Below are 17,782 nucleotides of genomic sequence, written 5' to 3' on the forward strand. Positions count from 1 at the left end.
GTCCGATTGGGATTTGTTAATTTTTCACCAATAGCTTAACTTCAAAAAACGCTTTCATTATGTCCAGCCGCCGTCAGTTTATTCAAACCTCATCACTTATTGGATTAGCCATGAGCATTAAACCCAGTTTTATTTTACCGAATGCATCGATGATTTTAGGTCATGGTGACTTTACCTATCGAATAGATAAAAATTGGGGAGTGCTCGACTCGAGTAAATTTCCGGTAAATAATTGTCATGAAATGGTGATGGATCGAAAAAAGCGAATGATTCTTCTTACCGACGAAGCGAAAAATAATGTGATTATTTACGATCAATCTGGGAAGTACCTGGATTCTTGGACGCTGAACCTGCCTGCTGCCCACGGACTTACTTTGGTCGATGAGGGAGATGCTGAATACCTGTGGATCGCTGACAATGGAGGGAAAGTGCTCAAAACTACCCTCGGTGGGAAAGTGGTTAGCCAAATTTCTTCTCCAGTTTCGGAAGGGATTTATGAGCAGACGATGCCCTATGTGCCTACCGAAACCGCCGTCGCTCCCAATGGGGATGTGTATATCGCGGATGGTTATGGTTCCCAATACTTTTTACACTACGACTCGAATGGTCATTTTATCCGGAAGTTTGGTGGGGATGGGCATGAAGATCACCAATTTAAAACCGCTCACGGAATCACCATTGATCAGCGAGGAAAAGAGGAGCCTACTTTATTATGCACCTCGAGAGGGCATAATTCTTTCAAGCGCTTTACAATGGAAGGTAACTATTTGGAAACGATTTTTTTACCCGGTGCTTTTGTCTGTCGCCCAGTCATTGATGGGGATGAGCTCTATGCAGGCGTTTGCTGGTCCAGGCTTAAGTATTTGGAGCAAATGGATAATTCGGGATTTGTGACTATTTTAAATCAAGAAAACCAGGTGGTTTCCAATCCGGGTGGTACGCCCCCTACCTATGTAAATGGAGAATTGCAGTTAATTAAACAGGAAAACCCTGTGTTTCAGCATTGCCATGACGTTTGCATAGACCAAGACAAAAACATCTACGTTTGCCAATGGAATGCCGGTAAAACTTATCCACTAAAATTGATCAGAGTTTAATTTCGTTGAGACTATCAAAAATGATTTTTATATCTTAGTTTTAACTGTTCAAATATTTTTAATCTATGAATTTGTCAAAAATTGACTGGCCTGATTCACTACATGATTTACAAGCTAAAATATCCGAGACGTTTGCCTTGCTTGCAGGTATTTTATTGCTCTTTTTAGGAATTTCAGATTACTTTCTCGGGCTAGGAGTCTTCATTATTACCGTTAAGTTTATTCTCGCTTTTCCCTTTTTTCTAGGTTTTTTTTGGATGAAAAGAAAGGGGAGTCATAATTTGGTGATTCAGTTACTTTTAGTAGTGGGTTTATTGACGGTGACCTTAAACTATTTCAATAATGAGGGATATCAGGGACCCACGATTTACACCATTTTTATTGTGATCGTATCTGTTGGGATTTTTATCAAAGGAAAACTAGCTCAGTTTAGTTGGCTTATTGGCGCGATTTTGTTGTATTCAGCATTTTTTTATTTAGAGATCAAAAATATTATCGTCGTAGAGCAGCACTATTCCAGTCTGGAAAATTTGTTTTGGGACCATATCGTCACTTTGCTGTGGTGTGGGTTGTTTGTATTCTTTGGGGTGTATGTTTTTGTAAGTAATTATCAAAAACAAAATGTCACACTTGAAAACCTCCGCAAATCCAATGAACAGAATTTGAGAGAGCTGTCGGATATCAATCGGAAGAAAAACCAACTCTTAGCCATGCTATCCCATGATCTGAAAAATCCGATTGGGACTTTGAGCACCACCCTTGAGCTCATGGATTCTATGGAAATGGACGAAGGAGAATTGGAAATTATTTTTAAAGACCTTAAAAATCAAAGCTTTCATCTCAACAATGTTTTAAACAATACCTTAAGTTGGGTGAAAACAGAATTATCCGATTTGGAGGCGGAACTGGTTTCCACTAGTCTATTGAAGTTTAGTGAGGAACTGGTCAAAACCATGGAGACTCAAGCTAATCGCAAAAATCAACGCATTCAATTTCATCTTTCCGGTCAAGATAGGATTCTTGAATTAGAGGCAAATGAAATCAGGATTATTCTCAAAAATCTCTTAGATAATGCCATCAAGTTTTCTCCAGAGGGAAGTACAATTCAATTTCAATTGAGTGTAGAAAAGCAGCAAATCCGTTGGAATGTGATTAATAGTGGCGTAACAATTCCTAAAGAAATTCGAAAAAACCTCTTTGAATTTCAGGTAAAATCTTCCTTTGGAACCAAGCGGGAAAAAGGTACTGGCTTAGGCCTTCATTTGTGTAAAAAGATTGCCGATAGCCTGGGGATCCATCTGGGGTTTGATCTCTCTATCAAAGGCGAGAACTGTTTCTTCCTTATTCGTGAAAACCAATAATTAATCCTCGCGCCAAACAACTCGAAGACTTTTTGCACCATGGGCGCCAATGACCAAAGATTGTTCGATATCTGCAGTTTTGGAAGGTCCGGCCAAAAAGAGCCCGAAACCCGAGCTCGAATCTTGAATTCGGTTATAGGCCTCGTGCATAGTTGCCACAAGCCGCTTCCTGCTAAGGATAATGACTAGATGCTCGGTGATAAAGGGGATAGCTCTTAACTGTAAATCCTCCTCTTCCAGCCAAATAGCCCCGTTTTCTGCAGTTCCAAATTGTCCGTCCAGAATGGCTAAATTCAAAAGGGCCAAGTCATGCGCATTTGAGGGGATTGGGATAGAATTGGGGAGCTGAAAATGGTGAGATTTGCATAGTATCTGCGCAAATTCCTGACTTTTCAGCCAGTTTTCAAACTCTTGAGCCGTCATGACTTCGCCCTTATTGGCTTGGATAGCAGAGGAGAAACTTTCGACTAAATCCCCATTTTCGGGTTTGCCTTCCCAATTGGGTAAAGGTTTTTTGTCAGACTTCTTTGATGGCCTCAGCTTGTCTAAAATCAACGATCTACTGCTCATAATCTATTCTTTTTAAACCACTCACGAAAGCTTTCTTTGGGTACATTGGGGAGATCCCGCTGTTTTCCCCAACTGTTTAATGGGTGATAGAGGATAGCAGCCGGTAGCGATTTGATGGCTTTTCGCATTAAGCTTCCTGAGAATCGGTAGACAAGTGGACTTTTGAACACTCCTGCTGCCAATTTCATGCTTAGACTTTTTGCTCGATCAGGATTGGCTTTGGTGATTTCTTGCCTCCACTCATAGAGTTGCTCATGAATATTGATTTTTACAGGGCATACATCGCTACATGAACCGCAAAGGGTGGAGGCAAAGGGCAAACTGCTGTGCTTTTTAAGATCAGTGCCTGGGGACAGAATGGAACCAATAGGGCCTGGGACTGTGCTATCATAACTATACCCCCCACTTTTTCTGTAAATTGGGCAGGTATTCATACACGCTCCACAGCGAATACATTTGAGTGAGTTTCGAAACTTTTCTCTCTGGAGCTGTGCACTCCTTCCATTGTCCAAAAGGACCAAATGAATTTCCTTTCCTGATGCCGGACTTCTGAAGTGAGAACTGTAATTGGTGATGGGTTGCCCCGTGGCTGATCTGGCCAAAATCCGCATAAAGACGCCTAAATCTTTTCTGCGAGGAATGATTTTTTCAATCCCCATGCAGGCGATATGGGTATCGGCCAAGTGGACACCCATATCGGCATTTCCTTCATTGGTACAGACGACAAATTCCCCGGTTTCAGCTACTGCAAAATTGACCCCAGTAATGGCGACTTTAGCGTTGAGAAATTTTTCTCGGAGGTGAATTCTGGCCGCTTGTGTGAGGTAATAAGGGTCTTCATTTCCTTTTTCGGTTTGGAGTTTTTCGTAAAAAAGCTCAGAAATCTCTCTTTTTTTCAAATGGATTGCCGGTAAAACAATGTGACTGGGCGGTTGATTGAGAAACTGAACGATCCGCTCACCAAGATCCGTGTCCACGACTTCGATGCCGTTTTTTTCCAAATAAGGATTCAGGTGACATTCCTCGGTTAAGATCGATTTACTTTTAACGATGGATTTGCATTGATTTTTTTGGATAATATCCAGGACGATTCGATTGTGTTCTTCCGCATCTTTTGCCCAGTGTACTTGAATACCGTTTTTGCTTGCGTTTCGCTCAAATTCCTCCAAATAATCCCCTAAGTGATCTAGTACATGATCTTTGATTTGGGAGGCAGTTTCCCGCAATTCTTCCCATTCTGGAATAGTTTTGGTGATCAGGTCCCGTTTTTTTCTAACAAACCATAAGGTTTCATCATGCCACTGGGTTTTTTCGGCATCTTGGATAAATATGCTTGCTTTTTCCGAATGGCTCACAATATAGCTTGGTTTAAGATTTCAGCAATATGCATGAATTTTAGTCCTTTATTCTGTCTTTTGGCCAATCCCTCTAGGTGCATTAGGCAGGAAACATCTCCTGCTGTGATGATTTCTGCTTGATGAGAAATATGGTCTCGGAGACGATCATTGCCCATTTGCACGGATAGGGCTTCCTCGCTCACCGCGAATGTTCCCCCGAATCCACAGCATTCATCTCTACGATCCAGTTCCACCCAATCCAGCCCTTCCAGCTGACTTAATAGATTCTTAGGCTTGTTAAAATCGGCCACATTTAATTCACTGCTAGCTCCCAATCTTAAGCCCCTTAACCCATGACAGGAAGCATGATAGCCTACCCGATGAGGGAATTTTCCTTGGATCTTCACCTGCAAAACATCAGTAAGAAACTCTGTGAGTTCAAAAATCTTGTCTTTGATTTCAGGGAAAGATGGGTGAGATTTTGCAGAAACGGGAAAGTGCTCCTTGATATGGAGAACGCAGCTGCCGGATGGAGCTACGATGTAATCGAAATGCTGGAATTGTTCAATGAAATACCGGGAACCTCCTTCGGTATCACGTTCATAACCTGAATTGGCCAGGGGCTGTCCGCAGCAGGTTTGTCCCATCGGATAACCTACCTGACAGTCCAATTTTTCAAGTAATTCCAACGTAGCTATGGCCACCTGAGGATAAAACTGATCAATGTAACAGGGAATAAATAAACCAATGTTTTTGTTTTCAGGCATTTTGTGTGAGCACTAAATCTATCCTGACTTGATAAAAAGTACAGGGTTGATTACTTTAACTTTGTTTTCTTGTTCAATATCTGTTATCCAATGATTAAAGCCAATATTATTCTGTATCAAATTTGATTTTCAGGTGATAATGGGGAGATAAAGACAGGGGTCGGTAAATAAGGTTTATACCCTAAGTTGATTTAGGTTTCAGTATCTTGGCCTTTCTATTATCAAAAGCAGAGAAATTTTAATTCTTCCGATCATGTTTCGATTAATTTTAGTTTTACTTCTTAGTTTCCTTTTTTCTTGTGATTCTAAGCCAAGCTCTAAAGCTCAAGCTCAATCCAAACCCAATGTTATTTTCATTTTAGCCGATGATTTGGGTTATGGAGATGTGGGGTTTATGGGGAATGAAATCATTGAGACACCTAATATCGATCAGCTGGCTCAGGAGAGTTTGGTGTTCACCCAGCATTATAGCGGGAATACCGTCTGTGCTCCCTCAAGGTCGGCTTGGATTACAGGTTTGCATACTGGGCATACACCGATTCGGGGAAATAAAGAAGTTCAGCCCGAAGGACAATACCCTATGCCGGATACGTTGATGACCATTCCCAAATTGATGAAACAGGCAGGCTATGTCACTGGGGGTTTTGGGAAATGGGGGTTGGGATTTATCGGGACAAGTGGAGATCCGATGAGCCAGGGTTTTGATCAGTTTTATGGCTACAACTGCCAGCGCTATGCGCATCGTTATTATCCGGGACATATTTGGGATAATGATCAAAAAGTGGAACTTCCCGAAAATGGCTGGGAAAATAAAGTCACCTATGCCCCAGATCTGATTCATCAACAGTCTTTGGAGTTTATGGAAGAAAACCAGGATAATCCCTTCTTTCTTTTTCTACCGATCATTATGCCTCATGCTGAACTGGCAGCTCCACAGGATGAAATCTTTGAAAAATACCGAAGGAAGATCGGAGAAGAAAAGCCCCACCTGGGAGGGAAAGCCGCAGACTACGGTCCGGATATGAATATCGGGGCTTATCAATCCCAGCCTTATCCTCGCGCCACACATGCGGCCATGGTGGAGCGTATAGACCGCTATGTAGGTGAAGTTATTGCCAAACTTGAGGAATTGGGAGTTCGGGAAAACACGCTTATATTTTTTGCCAGCGATAATGGTCCTCATCGGGAAGGCGGCCATGATCCGGATTTTTTTAATAGTAATGGGATTTATCGAGGATACAAGCGGGATTTGTATGAAGGGGGAATTCGAACTTTTTTGATCGCCAATTGGCCTGGGGTAATCGATGGAGGAAGGGAAAGTGACCATCCGTCAGCCTTTTGGGACATGCTGCCTACTTTAGCAGAACTGACTGGCCAGGAACCTCCAAAAACAGATGGTATTTCTTTGTTGCCAACTTTAATGAATCAGGAAGGACAGAAGGGGCATGAATACCTGTATTGGGAATTTCACGAACTAGGTGGCAGGCAAGCCGTTCGACAAGGGGACTGGAAGCTGATAAAGTTGAATGTGAAAAATCCGGAGGAAACAAAGGTAGAACTATTTAATATTGCTGAAGACCCGGGAGAAGAGCGGGATTTGGCGGAGGATTTTCCGGAGAAAGTGGAGGAATTGACGGTAAAAATCAAAGAAGCCCACCTGCCCAATTCGATTTTTCCGCTTTTTGAGTCTGAGAAGGAATAAAACATCTATTTTTTGTGTATAAACCGCTAAAATATGTTGATAAGTTGTGTTTTTATAGAGGTTTATGTGGGGAAAAATTGTTAATAAAAAATTAGGTAAAAACTTGTTTTCCATGGTATTAAAGTGCAAATTTAAAATACCAAGTCAGAGATAAAAGAAAGGAGATACGACTCCTGCATCTTGGATTGAAATATGAAGTCGGACATGAAGGAAAGCTTACTCTTGAGTAAGTTTTTGAGACGGGCAACCGCAGAAATGTTATTTAGACTGGCCTGAAGTGTACTTCTCCGAAGTACTCATGATGCTAGCGAAGGGGCAAGATTGTTATGATTTTGTCTGAGAGGGGAAACCACAGAAGCACATGCAGATTGATATAACTGACGGACGTTCTCTTTTGAGATGATTTCAGTCAAAAGATGAAGAACCTGGGTAACTGGGGGAATTCATAATAACTGTAGCTTGGCGCAGTTTAGGAATTACGATTCCTGAGTTGTGAAACGGGAAGTGATCGAAAGATTGCTTCCCGTTTTTGTTTTTGGGGAGTTTTAACAATAACTCTCATCTTTCTGCTTTCAAACCAATTTCTTACCTTTTGTATGGAAATTACTGGGAGTTTTGTGTTGTTTTTAATTGCTTCTCCCATATTTTCTCAAACCCAAAATTACCATGTCAAACCTCAACCTTAAGGTCAAAAAAGAAAATACCTACGATGCCATTGTCATCGGGTCGGGTGCTAGTGGAGGATGGGCAGCGAAAGAACTCTGCGAAAAAGGATTGAAAACCCTAGTTCTTGAGCGGGGACGGATGGTTCGCCATATTGAAGATTACCCCACCGCATCCAAAGCACCTTGGGAATTTGAATTCCGAGGAACTGTACCCATTGAAAAACGCTCCGGAATCGGTGCTGCCCGCTGGGGCAGAGAAGAAACGATGCACTGGGCGTTGGCAGAAGACGAACAGCCCTACATTGAGGAAAAACCTTTCCGCTGGTTTCGTGGCTATCACGTAGGCGGGAAATCCCTACTTTGGGCGAGAGGTACTCAGCGTTGGTCGGATTATGATTTCGAGGGTCCGGCTCGGGATGGTTTTGCGGTGGATTGGCCGATTCGATACCAGGATTTGGTCCCTTGGTATGAGCATGTGGAGCGATTTGTGGGCTTTGCAGGTAGTAGGGATGGTTTGCCCGAGCTTCCCGATCAAATCGTGCAACCCGGCTTTGAGCTGAGTTGTATTGAGAAACACTACAGTGAGCAGTTAAAAAAAATATACGGTGACCGGCATTTGATTCAAGGGCGTTGTGCTCATCTCACCGACCCTCAGGATATTCACCGGGAGCAGGGAAGAAATAAATGCCAGCATCAAAATATGTGTAATCGAGGCTGTGTGTATGGCGGCTATTTTTCAGCGAATGCCTCTACTCTTCCTTGGGCTGAGAAAACCGGCAATCTCACCCTTCGACCGGACTCGGTGGTGGAGTCCATTATTTATGACGAGCAAAAAGAAAAAGCAATTGGTGTGCGTATCATCGATCGATTAAGTAATGAGCAAATCGAGTTTTATGCCAAAGTCATCTTTGTAAATGCTTCTACGATTAATTCCAACGCAATTTTGCTCAACTCCAAATCCAATCGCTTTCCCAATGGCCTGGGGAATGACAATGGCCTGATGGGTAAATTTATGGCCTCCCATAATTATCGGGGGAAAGGCTTTGCTACTTTTGAAGGATTTGAAGATAAAAAGACTGAAGGACAGCATCCAGGGCATGCCTATGTGCCGCGGTTTCGAAATGTTTTCAAACAGGATACCGATTTCCTCAGAGGCTACGCCATTGGGATGGCTGGAGGTCGCCAACTCAGATCAGATACCGATGCGATTGGGCATCAGTTGCGTGACAATCTCCTCAATCGGGAATATGGACTTTGGACCATGGCCGCTTGGATGCAAGGAGAAATGATTCCTGTCGAATCCAATCACATGCGTTTGAGTGAAAGTGAAACCGATAAATATGGCATTCCTAAAATTATCATGTCTGTCGAATGGACCGAAAATGACGATAAGATGACGCAGGATTTTATCGATCAGCAGACCGAAATGTACGAGCGAATGGGCTTTAAAAATATCAGCGTTTCGGACTCCCAGGCTCCTCCTGGATCGGATATTCACGAAATGGGCGGCGTGCGCATGGGGAAAGACCCGAAAACCTCTTTGCTCAATAAGCATAATCAGTTGCATCACTGCAAGAATGTCTTCGTCACTGACGGTGCATGCATGACGAGCACGAGTACCCAAAATCCAACGCTGATGTTTATGACTCTGACCGCCCGGGCTGCAAACTATGCAGTGGAGGAATTGAATAAGCTTAATTTGTAACTTATTCCCGCTGATTTGGTGGGAAACCAAACCCAAAAAACCTATGAAAAAGAACCTGTTATTTGCACTACTGGCCCTTGTTTGGATGATTTTACCCAACGAATCCCAAGCCCAGAAGAAAGGGGAACCTTTATTCCAAGCTCCACTTGGAATCGCTTCCTATACCTTTAGAAACCATTGGGAGCATGGAGTGGAGAAGACCCTTGATATCATTGAAGAAATGGGGTTCAAGGAATTCGAAGGAGGTACCCCTCAGGGAGTGGAGCCTGCCGCATTTAAAAGAATGCTGGCTGATCGAGGGATATCTATTCCATCAACGGGTGCAGGATTTGAACAGATCGAATCCGACCCTCAGGCGGTAGCAGATCGTGCCAAAGCCTTGGGTGCCAAATATGTGATGTGCGCCTGGATTCCTCATCAGCGAGGACAGTTTTCCAAAGAAGATGCAGATCGGGCCATTAAGGCATTTAATGAAGGGGGAAAAGTGCTCAAAGAAAACGGTATCACTTTCAAATACCATGTGCACGGCTATGAATTTCAGCCTTATGAAAATGGAACGCTATTCGATTATTTGGTGCAAAATACCGATCCCGAATACGTTTCCCTACAGATGGATGTGATGTGGACACATTTCGGTGGAGGAGATCCCGCCGGATTGCTGAAAAAATACGGAAATCGTTGGGTTTCCCTGCACTTGAAAGATTTCAAAAAAGGTGCTCCAAAGGATATGACCGGATTAACTGGGCCTGAAAATGATGTGCCGCTTGGTGAAGGGGAACTTGATTTTCCCGCTATTTTGAGAGAAGCCAATAAAATCGGGATCAAGCACATGTTTATCGAAGATGAAAGCGAGCATGAACTCGAAGCCTTACCCAAAAGTATTGCGTACTTGAAGAGTTTGAGGTATTGAGTTTTAATAGGTAAAATCCCAATAGAAAAGTAAGGTCTGGAATTCACTCCAGACCGTATTTCTTTTCTATCAAATTGTGGCCACCAACTTTACGTCCAGTTTGACTTCATCGTAAATCATTCGGTCTCCCAGATTTTCAAAGAAATTTCCTGAGCGAAACTTGATGTCATAATCGGTTCGGTCAAAAGTCAGGGCTCCGACTGCGGTAATCGTGGTGCCAGCCACAGTCACTTTTGCAGGAAAGGAAGCAGGATGACTGATTCCTTTGATGGTCAAAACTCCCGAAATAGTGTAATCCGTGCCATTACTTGTTTTTGCTTCGGTAATCTCAAAGGTGGAGGTATTGAATTTTTCTACGGAAAAGAAATCGTCAGATTTCAGATGATTGGTCAGATTGCCATTGGACTTGGGATCGGTGAGGTCTTCGACTGTAAGATTGACCATGTCCATATCGAAGGTTCCTCCGATGATTTTTCCATCCGAATAGTCTAATTCGGCATTTTTTATCGGGACGTAGCCCCAATGCGTGCCGGTGACTTTGGAAGCTTCCCAGCGGACTTGGCTTTCAGAGAGATTAACAGTCGCAGGGATTTTGGCCGTCTCTAGCGTAAAAGCTGTAGATAAAGCAATAACTAAAATGTTAAATAATTTCATAGGTGTAAGAGTTAATTTGTGAGTTTTAGGTTTAATTCAGAATCCTTTTTAAAACGTAGGAAAAAGCTATCGGTTTAATTTAATAAATAGGAGGTAGGAAAACAGGATTATTGGTGTAAAAAGCTGTTTTTCAATTGTTAATGCGGCTGCCTTAGTAAAGGCCTTCAAAAGGGTAGAACGAAATCGATTTTAATTTTTTCTAAAATAAACTTCAAAATCCTACTTATTTTTTCTTCCTATTTTGCTCAATTCCAAAATTCTTAGCTGTTTAAGGAATGAATTTATCCGGTCTGCTTCCCGTGCTTTATTTTTTCAAAAGAAAATTTTCCCAAGTCAAACTTTGGCTGTGGATCCGACTAGGCTTAGTCAAGTCGGTAATGATTCAGCCTTATTTGGGTTTTGGTAGCAAGAAAGAAATTTATCTAGCTGGAAGGGTTTTGGTGGATAGAGGGATCGCTCCGGCAAAACCTGAGGACCGGTTTTGGAGGAATTTTGGGACCATGCGAAAGCGGTTTTTTACCATTGTGATTCCCGAAGAAAAAGTCTTGGCAAAATGGGGAGAAAAAACCTTTGCAACCGAAACAGACGAGGAGGGCTATTTTGAAATTCGGATACATCCTCGAGCCATCCCAGAAGCAGGATGGCATTCTATTTTCCTTTCGCTTGAGAGAGGTGTTCTCAAAAAGCAGGCAGAGGTAACTGCCGAGGGAGTGATTTTTATTCCCACTCCTCAGGCTGATTTTGGGGTGATTTCGGATATTGACGATACGATCGTGCCCACAGGGGCCCAACGACTTTGGGATATGTTGAAGACCACATTTGCCAAAAATGCCCATTCCAGAATTCCCTTTCCGGGGGTATCAGCTTTTTATGCTGCTTTACGGAAGGGTTTGGATGGGGTGGACAGCAATCCTTTATTTTATGTGTCCAGCAGTCCATGGAATCTCTATGATTTTCTGACCGAACTCATGGAAATTCATCAGATTCCTCCCGGTCCACTGATGCTGCGGGACTTGGGCCTGTCGCGAGATCAATTGATCGCGGGAAGTCATCGAGACCACAAATTGAAGCAAATTCGCCATATTTTGGGCGTTTATCCCGACTTGAATTTTATCCTCATCGGGGATAGTGGCCAAGAAGACCCGGTGATTTATCGGGAAATAATTGAGGAGTTTCCGGGTAGAATTTTGGCAGTTTATATTCGAAATGTAGCCAATCGAGAACTCAAGCAACTCCGGGTGGATTATCAAAGGTTGGAAGTTCCTTTTGTCCTGGTCAAAGATACGATGGAGGCAAGTGCCCATGCTGCACAAAATGGGTGGATTTTGGAAACTGACAGAAGTGAAATTTACCGGCAAAAGGTGGAGGATGAAGATTAAAATCTTCTGGTTTTTTCTAACAGGGCTAAACCTTAAATTTGATAAAGTTTAAAACCCAAATGACCTTTTCAAAATCGGAAAGTCCGCTGATCAGTATTTTAATTCCGTTTAAAGACGCCGATCCTTGGATTGAAGAGTGCATGGACTCTATCTTGGCTCAGACCTCTACGGATTTTGAAGTCATAGGAATCGACGATCATTCTATAGATCAGAGTAGTGAAATCTTTGAGCGCTATGCAACCAAGGATGCTCGGTTTCAAATCTTCCAAAACCCAGGAGATGGAATTATTCCCGCGCTGGAATTTGCTTTTTCTCAATCCAAAGGAAAAATGATCACCCGCATGGATGCCGATGACACCATGCCGGAGAGGCGACTGGAGCTGATGAGCAATCGCTTGAAGCGATGTGATTTGCGTACCGTGGTAACCGGAAAGGTGCTTTACTTCTCCGAGCATGAAGTAAGTCCAGGCTATCTGGACTATCAGAGTTGGCTCAATGATATCAATATGCACGGTGATCAATACGCCAATATCTATAGGGAATGCGTAATTGCTTCGCCCAATTGGCTGACTTATCGGGAGAATATCGATTTGGTGGGGGGATTTGGGAGTTTGAATTATCCTGAGGATTACGATCTGGCGATCAAGTGGTATGAAAAAGGGGTGAAGTTTGAGGCCATTCAGGACTTGACGCTTTATTGGCGGGAGCATCCAGGTCGAACATCTAGAAATTCGAATGCCTACAGTCAAAAAGCATTTTTTGAGCTAAAAATCAACGCTTTTTTAAAACTGGACTATCGTGGAGGGCCTTTGGCCATTTGGGGAAAAAATCCCAAATCCAAGTTGATTTCCAAAATTCTAAAAAAAAGAGGAGTAGCATTTGAAATCCAGGATTTGGAAGACTATGAAAGTATCGAAAAACTGGAGAATCCCCAGCTTTTGGTGGCGGTGTATCCGGCTGAAAAAGAACGTATCGAAATCCATAAATACCTGGTGTTGATCGGGATGAAGGAAGGGACCGACTGGTGGTGGGTTTGATTCAACTAATTTCTTTAAACAAAAATACTTGCTTCTTTGAGTTCAGTGGCTAATTTGTGCAATGTCTGTTCGATTTTTTTAGCCTGTTCGAGTGAAGGATTTTTAATTCCAGATACATACTGCCTCAAAAGTCCAGGATTCATTCCTGCTTGTTGAGCCACATTAGAAATCTTTAAAAAATTAAAGCGCTGAAATAAAGCTGAAATATCAAAATGGTGCTCAAATTCAACGGCATTCGGATTTAAGTTTTCAAATTCCAGCAGCAGATTTTTGATTTTTTGTTCGAGTTCTGAAATGGTACTTCCAAAATCGGTAATCAGATTTTCTTCAAACACTACTCGGCCCCAGAGTAATTTGTCTTTGCCTCTTTCAATAATAAGCGGGATTTTAACAATTTTCATTTTTTTATACTTTCTGAATTGGCTGTTTATTATTTGAGTCCTACTTGCTTCAAAATTGAGTTTAATGTCCCAATCGGGATATCTCCGCCATGAACTGGAACAGTTATTTTTCCTTTCTTTTCGGAATGAATAAGTTGAGGGTGACTGCCTTTTTGAGCTTTGATGACCCAACCTTTTTGATGAAGTAATTTGAGCAAGTCTTTTACTTCCATTTGTTAAAAGTAGCGAATTTGCTACATGTTAAAAAGATTCAAAGAGAAAATCAATGAGTTCAAGCCATCCTCAATCCAAAAAATGAAGTAAGCATAGGATTTTTGGTGGAAGGAGGTTATTGAATGATAGTAACTTATTTTTTAAATGATTGTTTATAGCAAACTATTCAATCGTCATCGAATAGCTAATAAAGATTTATAAATATTTGAATAAATTCTTGTTCGTTTAAATTATAAAATTTAGATTACTGCCATTATTTAATCAAATTTTAATCTTATGAACAATTATACACACACGGGGCTAAATTTAGATTTTCCTTTGGTATTCAAAATTGGAGCGTAGTCAATTCAAATCTTCAAATTGACTAATACTATGAAGATTAATTTTCTAATTTTTATATTTTTAGGACTGAGCTTTGAATCCTTTGGGCAAAACCTAAGGATAGGCTTTGGTCTTGTCGATGAAACTTCGTTTAGCAATTCTGTCGTTCAGATCGATTCTGTAACTGTCTTTGAAGATCCTCGTCAAGGGTCTTCTGATTTGATGCCTTTTATCAAAATAGAATTGCCATTTTCTAAACGGTTTTATTCGAGTATTGGTGTTCAGTTTTATCAATCTTGGGTTGACCTTAGGGCAAAATATACTTCAAAATCATTCCCCGAACATATCCCATATAGTTCAAAAGGTTGGCTTGGTCCAGTCAATAATTTCGAATTTCCTGTTGGAATAAGTTATTTACTTGTACAGAAGAATCAATTCAAATTATTCTTAGAGTTATCAGCAGTTCCGGTCTGGTCGATTCAGGATTTTGAGCCCTTCGATCTCGAAGTACCACAGGGAATAGACTGGACACAGGAAATACTGGATGTAATTAATGCGGTTGAAACAATTCCAGACCCTTTCTATATGAACTATCAGTATGGAATATCGGTGGAATATAAACGCTTTGGATTGACACTCTTCCGTACGGCAAATATGAGTCGATCGATCAGTACGGATTATGAGCTTTATGGTCAGAGTTATAATTTCCAAAGAAGAATCCGATCGACGAGAATCGGCTTATATTATTTTTTTGGAATGCAAAAGAAAGAAAAGAACTAGATGGTAAAAGTCAAATTCTTACTTACTGCCTGTCTGGTTTTAATTGCCGGGCAGGCAGTCTTTTCCCAGAGTTTTAAAGTGGGTTTTGGACTCGTAGATGAGCAAAGATGGTTCGCTTCTCAAATCTCTTTGGATACTTTAATAGGATATGAACAAACAAACGGATCTACAGATTACCCTATGCCCTTCCTGAGTTATCACAACGAAGGACAAATACGACAAGGTTAACCTTGTATTATCGGTTTGATTCTGGGAAGGAAAGAGATTGAAATCATACTAAAAGTCCGGGAAATCTCGGACTTTTTCTATTCCCTTTTGGGAATCAACAATACTTCTTCCGCCTTCTGCGTCAACACATGTTCTTTGGCAAAGGGAATACCCACAAATTCATCATTGGCCCATTTAGGAAATAGGTTTTTGTAGAACGGACTTTCCGGATTGCCGGACTGACCGGGATTGTTGATCCCGATGGTTTTTTCCCAGTCTTCGGTATCCACCACGATGCGAAAGGAAGCCCCCGAAGTGTTATTGTCTCCGTAGGCATTGGCTCCCGGAGTAAAGCTGTATCCTCCCCTGGGCAAGGTTTCGGTATTAAGTTTGGCTTGCCATTCGGCATTGACCACTTCGCCCAAGGGATGACGGATTTTCGCATGTTTGTAGTCTGCCTGTCCGTATTGCCAAACTGATGGGTTTTTCCCTAGTTTTTCTTCCAAAGCTTCGATGGCCTGCTCAAAACTTTCTACCAAGAGCTGATTTCGGTTTTCGACTGGGTTTCGGTCATACATCATTTCGGGTTTGTCCATCCATTCCAAAACCCGGGTCAATTGAATACTTCCCAACCAGGGTTTCGCCTTATCAGGAATCATCAATTCGGAAATGGTCCTTCGCAATATTCGCTCCCACATGACATAAACTCCAGCTGCTACTGAGTTTTTGTCCAATACAAAATCCCAAGACTGTAGTACTTGATTTAAGGAATCTGCTCGTTCAGTTTCTAGGGATACATCCTTGAGATGGGGGATCAATTTTCTTGCGGGTAAAGCCAAATAATCATTTTGCAAAGCTCCCAATTGCTCGAGGGAGAATTTTTTATCCTGACTCAGTACCTCTTCGATCCGTTCTCCACGGAAATCATCGGCCCATTCAAAACCTAAGGCTTCAGGATATGCGTAATCATCCGGTGCCACGTTTTGATTGGCTGTAGCGATGAAGCCGGATTCGGGATTGACAGCATGTGGTCGATCGGCGATAGGCAAATAATCTTCCCATTCGTAGCGTCCGTCCCCCATGGTAGCGATCAATCCGGAAAAGCCTTTTCGGATCGGTGCGATTCCGGTTGCCTGCCAGCCGATCGTTCCGTTTTTATCTGCCCAAACCATATTTTCGGCCGGAATATTATTGTAGGTACAGGCATCTCTGAATTCCTCCCAGGTGGTGGATTGATCCATTCTTAGACTCGCCAGATAAGGCGCTGAACCGGGTTCCAACCAAGCGCATTCCACAGCAACAGCTTTATCCAGCTCTTCATCGATAAAGGTCACTGGACCATGGATGGTATAGTAATGTGTAACTACCTCGTCTTCTCGGCCTTTTACCAGGATTGTATCTTGGATGCTTTCCATCTCTAGCCATTCATCCTTGTATCGGTACTGGGATGGGTTATCGGGATTTATATCATAGACCCGCAAATCTTCATTATCAGTGGAGAAAATCGTCAGTCCCCAAGCCCCATGTTCATTATGTCCGATGGAAACTCCCGGGATAACAGGTTCGCCTGCACCCACCACGTTCCAGCCCGGCGCATTTAAATGTACCCAGTAGCGCAAGGAAGGAATGGCCTGCAGACGATGCGGATCATTGGCCATCATGGGGAATCCGCTTTCTGACTTTTCCCCGGAAACCACAAAATTATTGCTACCCTGAGCAAAAGCGTCTGACTCCAAGGTGAAGTTTAATTCCTCTTCCAAGTAGGCCGTAGCTTTTTCAAATTCTTCGGCTTCTCTTCGGAATTCTTCACGTATATCCTCAGGCTGAAAACGAATTCCTCGGCGAAAAGCCCGATAAGGCGCCAAAATATCCTTCATCAGCAATTCATCCGGAATTCCCGGATCCAAATCCAAGACGGGTTCATTGGGGTGGAAATAGTAAAGTTCTTTGGCTTTTTCGGCACCGATTTGACTGACTACCCGGCTGATGTTGAGTTCATCGCTGACATTTTCGAGCAAGCCTTGATGGCGGGAAATCACCACTTCCCAGGTCCAAGGCTCGGGTTGGATGCCCAGCATTTGAAACTCGATCGGAAGACTTTCTGGATTTTGTCGCGCTTCCTCGATGTAGGTATTGATTCCGGCGACGAAGGAATCTACGATTTCCACCCCGCGGGGATGATAATGTCTGAGTTCGGTTTCCTTGTCTCCTCGAAATTTGAAAAGTCGCACTCCCCGATCTCGTTCCAGTTCCCGCTCACCGAGAATTTCAGCAAGCGTTCCAGTAGCCTGTCTTCGCCAGAGCTCAAATTGAAATAGCCGGTCTTTCGCCGCCAAATACCCTTGAGCAAAGAAGAGATCTTCCTCGTTTTGCGCAAAAATATGATTGATGCCATTCACATCTCTGATAACTTCGACCTCCTCTTTTAGCCCTTGGATGCTGTTTTTGTTTTCTTGTTTCTGACAAGAAAAAAGCAGGAAAGAAAATATCAGAAGAGGCGTGAAGAGTAGCGATTTTGTGTTCATAGGTGATCAATTTGGTACGGAATATTTGATTTATCCAGTTCCTTTCCAAAGAAAATGTGATGGATGGGATGCTTTCTTGAAAAAAGAAAACCCCGGCTATTCCAACCGGGGCTCACTCAAACCAATTAAAAATATTACTATGAGAAATCTT

General features: G+C 42.4%; 15 protein-coding genes. 8 read left to right on the forward strand and 7 right to left on the reverse strand.

Annotated elements, in window-relative coordinates; all coding sequences use genetic code 11:
• Positions 1 to 59 precede the first annotated feature (59 nt).
• Positions 60 to 1,097 (forward strand): 6-bladed beta-propeller, encoded by a 1,038-nt coding sequence (locus Q0L00_RS17135; RefSeq protein WP_297338116.1) that lies wholly within the window; start codon positions 60 to 62, stop codon positions 1,095 to 1,097.
• 65 nt (positions 1,098 to 1,162) lie between these two features.
• Positions 1,163 to 2,458 (forward strand): HAMP domain-containing sensor histidine kinase, encoded by a 1,296-nt coding sequence (locus tag Q0L00_RS17140; protein WP_297338117.1) that lies wholly within the window; start codon positions 1,163 to 1,165, stop codon positions 2,456 to 2,458.
• Here the strand turns inward: Q0L00_RS17140 and Q0L00_RS17145 are convergent, their stop codons facing one another.
• Genes Q0L00_RS17145 through Q0L00_RS17155 form a run of 3 tightly spaced genes read right to left on the reverse strand, consistent with a single transcriptional unit; the run spans position 2,459 to position 5,132 of the window.
• Positions 2,459 to 3,028 (reverse strand): LUD domain-containing protein, encoded by a 570-nt coding sequence (locus Q0L00_RS17145; protein WP_297338118.1) that lies wholly within the window; start codon positions 3,026 to 3,028, stop codon positions 2,459 to 2,461.
• The gene (locus Q0L00_RS17150; RefSeq protein WP_297338119.1) at positions 3,025 to 4,383 is read right to left on the reverse strand and encodes a lactate utilization protein B; all 1,359 of its coding nucleotides are present in this window, start codon (positions 4,381 to 4,383) and stop codon (positions 3,025 to 3,027) included. The genes Q0L00_RS17145 and Q0L00_RS17150 overlap by 4 nt, the downstream gene beginning before the upstream one ends.
• A complete protein-coding gene (locus tag Q0L00_RS17155; protein ID WP_297338120.1) occupies positions 4,380 to 5,132 on the reverse strand; it encodes a (Fe-S)-binding protein in 753 nt (250 codons plus the stop codon). Before Q0L00_RS17155 ends, Q0L00_RS17150 begins: the two co-directional genes overlap by 4 nt.
• 253 nt (positions 5,133 to 5,385) lie before the next feature.
• On the opposite strand from Q0L00_RS17155, the gene Q0L00_RS17160 reads away from it, so the two are divergent.
• From Q0L00_RS17160 to Q0L00_RS17170, 3 genes are all read left to right on the forward strand, one after another.
• Complete coding sequence (locus Q0L00_RS17160; RefSeq protein WP_297338121.1) at positions 5,386 to 6,834, forward strand: arylsulfatase; 1,449 nt, start codon at positions 5,386 to 5,388, stop codon at positions 6,832 to 6,834.
• A 666-nt stretch (positions 6,835 to 7,500) separates the two neighbouring features.
• Positions 7,501 to 9,204, forward strand: coding sequence for a GMC family oxidoreductase (locus Q0L00_RS17165; protein ID WP_297338122.1), 1,704 nt, complete (start codon positions 7,501 to 7,503; stop codon positions 9,202 to 9,204).
• Positions 9,205 to 9,247: 43 nt separating this feature from the next.
• Entirely contained in the window at positions 9,248 to 10,114 is an 867-nt protein-coding gene (locus Q0L00_RS17170) for a sugar phosphate isomerase/epimerase (protein WP_297338123.1), read from the forward strand.
• Positions 10,115 to 10,183: 69 nt separating this feature from the next.
• Here Q0L00_RS17170 and Q0L00_RS17175 read toward each other — a convergent pair whose 3' ends face one another.
• Positions 10,184 to 10,768: a YceI family protein gene (locus tag Q0L00_RS17175; RefSeq protein WP_297338124.1), complete on the reverse strand. Its 585-nt coding sequence runs from the start codon at positions 10,766 to 10,768 to the stop codon at positions 10,184 to 10,186.
• 275 nt (positions 10,769 to 11,043) lie between these two features.
• On the opposite strand from Q0L00_RS17175, the gene Q0L00_RS17180 reads away from it, so the two are divergent.
• A complete protein-coding gene (locus Q0L00_RS17180; RefSeq protein ID WP_297338125.1) occupies positions 11,044 to 12,147 on the forward strand; it encodes a phosphatase domain-containing protein in 1,104 nt (367 codons plus the stop codon).
• Positions 12,148 to 12,206: 59 nt separating this feature from the next.
• Complete coding sequence (locus tag Q0L00_RS17185) at positions 12,207 to 13,184, forward strand: glycosyltransferase family 2 protein (RefSeq protein ID WP_297338126.1); 978 nt, start codon at positions 12,207 to 12,209, stop codon at positions 13,182 to 13,184.
• Positions 13,185 to 13,198: 14 nt separating this feature from the next.
• Here the strand turns inward: Q0L00_RS17185 and Q0L00_RS17190 are convergent, their stop codons facing one another.
• Positions 13,199 to 13,585 (reverse strand): helix-turn-helix transcriptional regulator, encoded by a 387-nt coding sequence (locus Q0L00_RS17190; protein ID WP_297338127.1) that lies wholly within the window; start codon positions 13,583 to 13,585, stop codon positions 13,199 to 13,201.
• Positions 13,586 to 13,614: 29 nt separating this feature from the next.
• Positions 13,615 to 13,797 carry a type II toxin-antitoxin system HicA family toxin gene (locus Q0L00_RS17195; RefSeq protein WP_297338128.1) on the reverse strand — a complete coding sequence of 61 codons (183 nt, stop codon included), beginning with the start codon at positions 13,795 to 13,797 and terminating at the stop codon, positions 13,615 to 13,617.
• A 373-nt stretch (positions 13,798 to 14,170) separates the two neighbouring features.
• Between Q0L00_RS17195 and Q0L00_RS17200 the strand changes: the two genes are divergently transcribed.
• Positions 14,171 to 14,899, forward strand: coding sequence for a hypothetical protein (locus Q0L00_RS17200; protein WP_297338129.1), 729 nt, complete (start codon positions 14,171 to 14,173; stop codon positions 14,897 to 14,899).
• A 305-nt stretch (positions 14,900 to 15,204) separates the two neighbouring features.
• On the opposite strand, the gene Q0L00_RS17205 is transcribed toward Q0L00_RS17200, so the two are convergent.
• Complete coding sequence (locus tag Q0L00_RS17205) at positions 15,205 to 17,631, reverse strand: penicillin acylase family protein (protein ID WP_297338130.1); 2,427 nt, start codon at positions 17,629 to 17,631, stop codon at positions 15,205 to 15,207.
• Positions 17,632 to 17,782 lie beyond the last annotated feature (151 nt).

Origin of the sequence: Algoriphagus sp. (assembly GCF_024305035.1) — a bacterium.
Classification (GTDB): Bacteria; Bacteroidota; Bacteroidia; order Cytophagales; family Cyclobacteriaceae; genus Algoriphagus.